Source organism: Pseudoalteromonas sp. TB64, from assembly GCF_000498095.1.
GTDB lineage: Bacteria > Pseudomonadota > Gammaproteobacteria > Enterobacterales > Alteromonadaceae > Pseudoalteromonas.
This window is the reverse complement of the sequence record NZ_AUTQ01000199.1, coordinates 1-5,360: the sequence shown is the minus strand read 5'-3', so window position 1 is coordinate 5,360 and position 5,360 is coordinate 1. Positions and strand designations below refer to the sequence as shown.

General features: G+C 40.4%; 6 protein-coding genes. 5 read left to right on the top strand and 1 reads right to left on the bottom strand.

Translation table 11 applies throughout. The features are described from left to right. The 4 genes from L647_RS0116785 to L647_RS0116770 form a co-directional block, all read left to right on the top strand. On the top strand, window positions 1-470 hold a 470-nt coding region (locus tag L647_RS0116785), incomplete at its 5' end, for an enoyl-CoA hydratase-related protein (RefSeq protein WP_024612081.1). Next, entirely contained in the window at window positions 470-1,627 is a 1,158-nt protein-coding gene (locus tag L647_RS0116780) for an enoyl-CoA hydratase/isomerase family protein (protein WP_024612080.1), read from the top strand. The genes L647_RS0116785 and L647_RS0116780, both read left to right, overlap by 1 nt. A 24-nt stretch (window positions 1,628-1,651) precedes the next feature. Next, window positions 1,652-2,551 (top strand): 3-hydroxyisobutyrate dehydrogenase, encoded by a 900-nt coding sequence (gene mmsB, locus L647_RS0116775; RefSeq protein ID WP_024612079.1) that lies wholly within the window; start codon window positions 1,652-1,654, stop codon window positions 2,549-2,551. A gap of 9 nt (window positions 2,552-2,560) precedes the next feature. Beyond that, a complete protein-coding gene (locus L647_RS0116770) occupies window positions 2,561-3,340 on the top strand; it encodes an SDR family oxidoreductase (protein ID WP_024592410.1) in 780 nt (259 codons plus the stop codon). 244 nt (window positions 3,341-3,584) lie between these two features. Here the strand turns inward: L647_RS0116770 and L647_RS0116765 are convergent, their stop codons facing one another. Continuing rightward, entirely contained in the window at window positions 3,585-4,553 is a 969-nt protein-coding gene (locus L647_RS0116765) for an integron integrase (RefSeq protein ID WP_024592411.1), read from the bottom strand. 241 nt (window positions 4,554-4,794) lie between these two features. Between L647_RS0116765 and L647_RS0116760 the strand changes: the two genes are divergently transcribed. Then, entirely contained in the window at window positions 4,795-5,259 is a 465-nt protein-coding gene (locus L647_RS0116760; RefSeq protein ID WP_024609721.1) for a hypothetical protein, read from the top strand. The last annotated feature ends 101 nt before the right edge of the window (window positions 5,260-5,360 follow it).

Here is a 5,360-nt window from a genome sequence, read left to right as displayed (position 1 = left end):
ACGGCTATGCAATGGGCGGCGGGCTTGAAGTTGCCCTAGCGTGCGACGTACGTATAGCGGAAGAGCAAGCACAAATGGCGCTCCCTGAAGCTAAAGTAGGTTTATTACCCTGTGCTGGTGGCACACAAAATTTAGCATGGCTAGTAGGCGAAGGCTGGGCAAAACGCATGATTTTATGCGGCGAGCGCTTAAAAGCCGATAAAGCCCTGCAAATTGGCTTAGTAGAAGAAGTAGTACCGCAGGGCGAAAGCTTTGCGGCAGCATTAAAACTAGCTAATCAAGTAAGCGAGCAAAGCCCTACCTCAGTCGCTGCGTGTAAAATATTGATTCAAAAAGGGCGCCATCAACCAATGGCAAGTGTATTGCCTCTTGAGCGCGAGTTATTTGTTGGTTTATTTGATACCGAAGATCAACAAGAAGGCGTAAATGCCTTTTTAGAAAAACGCCGCGCTAACTGGGTAAACGGCTAATGAGTGCTTTAACAGTATTAAATAACGCCGATGAGCCCGTGGTATTTGAAACCGCAGCCGCAGAAAATGGCAGTTTAATTGGACTTATTACACTCAACGCGCCAAAAGCCTTAAATGCACTTAATTTTGACATGATCAAATTACTTGAGCCGCAACTGCGAGCTTGGCAAGACGATGATGCTATTGCAATGGTGTTGTTAAAAGGCGCTGGCGATAAAGCATTTTGTGCTGGTGGCGATGTTGTCAGCCTTCATCATGCAATGGCGCAAGGTAAACCAACAAGCCTAGTTGAAGAGTTTTTTACACTAGAGTATAAACTTGATTACCTTATTCATACCTTTGATAAACCTATCCTCGTTTGGGGTAACGGCATAGTAATGGGCGGCGGTTTAGGGCTAATGGCCGGTGCTAGCCATCGCGTTGTTACAGAAATATCTCGCATTGCCATGCCAGAGCAAACCATTGGTTTATACCCAGATGTAGGCGGTAGTTATTTTTTACATAAAATGCCACAAAGTGTGGGGCTATTTTTAGGGCTAACGTCGGCATCAATTAACTGCGACGACGCGCGTTTTGTATCGCTTGCCGATCACTTTATCGACAGCACTAAATATGATGCCATGCTTGCGCAAATTTTAGCAGCTAAGTGGGGGGAAACTGCAAATTCCAATCATGACAGGCTAAATCATGAGCGGTTAACCGATTTACTCACCGATTTAGACAACCAGTCGGCGCGTATGCCCAAAGGCAATGTAAAAGCTAACCTAAAAACGATTCAAAAATTGGGTGAGTTTACAACCTTGCAGGAGCAAGTAGATTATATTTTAGGGCTAACCACTGACGATAAGTGGCTACAACGCGCTCAAAAATCACTTAAACACGGATGCCCACTAAGCTGTGCACTCGTTAGTGAGCAATTAAAAACAAGCAAAGGCAAAAGCTTATTAGCGTGTTTTAAAATGGAACTGGGTATGTCGGTTCGCGCTGGCGAAGTAGGCGAGTTTCAAGAAGGTGTAAGGGCGCTACTAATAGATAAAGACGGTGCGCCTAATTGGCAATACAAAACACTTAGTGATGTACCACAAACAATAATAGATAGCTTTTTTGCTAACCGCTTTGGTGAAAATCACCCGCTCAATGAGCTTGCTGTTAAATAAAATTGGTATTTAAAAGGAACAACTATGAGTAAATTAAACATAGGTTTTATTGGCTTAGGCAATATGGGCGGCCCTATGGCGGTTAACTTAATTAAAGCTGGGCATACTGTTAGCGTGTTCGATTTAAACCAATCGGTCGTAAATGAGCTTGCAAGCAAAGGTGCAAAAGCAGCGGTTGATGCAAAGCACTGTGCAACTAATGCTGACGTGCTTATTAGCATGTTACCTGCGGGCAAACATGTTAAATCGCTTTACTTAGGTAATAACGACGACAGCGGTTTAATTAACGTGCTGAGCAAAAGTACATTAGTAATTGACTGCTCTACAATAGATGCAGAGTCAGCTCGTATTGTAGGCAGTGCGCTTGGCGATCAGGGCATAAACTTTGTAGATGCACCGGTGTCGGGCGGCGTTGCAGGCGCAACTGCAGGCACACTTACCTTTATTGTAGGCGGCGAAAAAGCAGCGTTTGATAAAGCAAATACAGTGCTTAGTGATATGGGTAAAAACATATTTCATGCAGGCGATATTGGCGCAGGGCAAGTAGCAAAAATATGTAATAACATGCTACTTAGCATTTTAATGGCAGGCACCAGCGAAGCACTACAAATGGGCATCAATAACGGCCTCGATCCTAAAGTACTTAGCGACATAATGACCGCAAGTTCTGGCCGTAACTGGACGCTTGAACTTTACAACCCTTGCCCAGGTGTAATGGACGGTGCACCTGCAAGTAACGGTTATAAACCAGGCTTTATGGTTGATTTAATGGCTAAAGACTTAGGGCTTGCCATGGAAGCCGCGCAGCAAAGTAATTCAACAACCCCAATGGGTTCAATGGCTAAAAATTTATACACTATGCTACAGCACCAAGGTGCGGGTAGTGATGACTTTAGTGCTATTTTTAAACTGTTTTCTAAGTAGGAGCAACGCGTGGAAATTAAAAATAACACGGTAGTAATAACCGGTGGCGCACAAGGTTTAGGCTTTGCAATGGCGCAAAAGTTTGCTCTTATGGGTGCAAATATCGCTTTAATAGATATGGCACAAGACTTATTAAACACCGCATGCGAGCAACTTATGCAACTAATGCAGCTTGAAGGTGTAACTAGCAATATAAAAGGGTATGCCGCAAACGTAACAAATGAGAGCGAAGTAGAAAACGTATTTAATACCATTAACAGCGATTTTGGTCACATTGGCGTCCTTATAAACAACGCCGGTATTTTACGCGATGGCATGTTTATAAAAGCAAAAGACGGTAAAGTCGTTAAAAAAATGTCTCTTGAGCAATTTCAATCCGTGATTGATGTAAACCTGACAGGTGTGTTTTTAGCAGGGCGCGAAGCGGCAAGCCACATGATTGAATCAGGTAAAGGCGGCGTAATCGTTAATATGTCGAGCGTAGCGCGAGCAGGTAACATAGGCCAAACAAACTACGCGGCATCAAAAGCAGGCGTAGTGGCACTTACCACCACATGGGCTAAAGAACTTGGTCGTTTTGGTATACGTGTAGGCGCTATTGCACCAGGTGTAATAAGCACCGCCATGACCGACGCCATGAAGCCCGAAGCCAAACAGCGTATGCTTGCAGTAACGCCAGTCGGGCGCTTAGGCGAAAGCGACGAAATTGCGCATACTGCACAATACATAATCGAAAACGACTTTTTTACCGGTCGCGTGGTTGAAATAGACGGCGGTATTCGTTTGTAAACCGAACTGAATTAAGGTTTATTTAAAAAGCATGGTTGTTGTGGACTGTGCTTTTTTGTTTTAAATCGGGGAGTTTATAACCTTGAAAAAGGGCTAACAACGGCGTTGACAATTTGTTGTAAAACATGAGTAGGATACCCGTTGAATTAAAGCGTAGAACATTCTAGCGTTCTAATTAACTGCGTTAAAAACTTCTCATATAGACAAACAATATAACTAAATTTTTGCCTTGTTACTGAGATATTTATAATCTTGAAAAAGGGCTAATAACACCGTTGGCACCTTGTTGTAGTACATGCGTATATATTTGTGTAGTACGCACATCACTATGACCTAGCTGTGTTTGTACTGTGCGGATATCAGCGCCGCTTTGCAGCAAATGCGTAGCGAAAGAGTGACGCAAAGTATGTGGCGTAACGTGTTTATTAATTTCAGCTTTTGTTGAAGACAGTTTAACTGCCTTTCTTACCCCTGAATGATCTAAGTGGTGACGTCTTATTTCTCCTGTTTCAGGGTCTGTACTTAATTTATGTGATGGGAACAAAAACTGCCATTGTAAAGACTTATTAGCGCTTGGGTATTTTTTACTAAGTCGATGAGGCATCCATACACCGGCGTACGCATCATTTTTTAAATCTAACTGTAAATATTCATCAACTTGAATTATTTGATTTCTTAGCATTGGTATTAATTCTTCAGCAAGTGTCACAATACGATTTTTATTACCCTTACCGTTCCAAATGCGTATGTTTTTATAGTCGAAGTCAATATCTTGAACTCTTATTTTTACTGCTTCCATCAGCCGTAAACCACTTCCATATAGCAGGCTTGCTATCAAATAATGTCGTTTATTTATATTTCTAAAAAATAGCGATACCTCAGTCTGTGTAAGTACGACAGGAAGTTTCTGTTGGCGGTTACTTTTAACGAAATTTAAATCTAATGAGAGCTCATTCTTGATAATATGTTTATATAAAAAAGCTAGTGCATTTAAAGCGGTTGCTTGTGTTCTCGCTGCTACTTTTTTAGTGACTGTTAAGTGATTTAAAAATATTTCAACTTCATTATTGCCCATACTGGTAGGGTGCCGCTTATTATGAAAATGGATATAGGCAGTAATCCAAAATACATAAGTTTCGATAGATTTTTTAGCATAGTGATGGCTATACATATAGTTGATAATACTATTAAGAAAAGGGGATTTAGTTTTCATTTTAATTCTCAATTAACTGTATTTATATACAGTATTGACATTTTTCCTCCTAAGTCAAGAAATGAGGACATTTTCCTCTTTTCTGCATTTTAATAAAAGAACAGCCTGACTTAAAGTTTAAAGCTGGCAATGTGTTACAGGATTTGTTATTAATATTAAAAATAATTAAGAGGACATACATTGCTCATAAAAAGAGGAAAGTGTCCTCTGATAAAGCTGTTATATTTTTAGGAGAAGTATTTTGAATAAAGTAGTAATTTCATTAGCTCTAGCAACAAGTCTTTTGGGCGGTTGCTCGGATCAACCAGTCACTGCAAACATTGTGCAAAGTGTTACAGATTTCGATTACACAATGAATAGCAAGCAAGCTGTTTCAATTTCATTTGGCGAGTCTAAAGATAATTTTTGTTCAGCTACAATTTACCGCAGTTCAGTACAAGCTGGTTATTCAGTTACATCTAAACAAAAAAGTACAAAGGATATATCAATGGACTGTAATTGGGGCGGTAAATACTATGTCCAATCTTCTAAGCACCCAACTTCCGCAGTCTTAAATATTATTGATCTAGATTCTGAATCAGGTTCTGTTCAAATAGGTGTTTCTGTGCATTTGGTTAATCCATCTAGTGATAGTTATTTCACTCTAAAAAATATAATTTTAAATCTGAATAAAGAGCAAGTTAGCAATTTAGTAAAGAAAATATAACAAGTTAATCAACTGGACGTATTACGGTTGTCGCGGTTTTTGCTAAAACAAAAAAACGGCAAAAACAACGCCAACCTACACGCCAGTTATTAAGGCGTTAT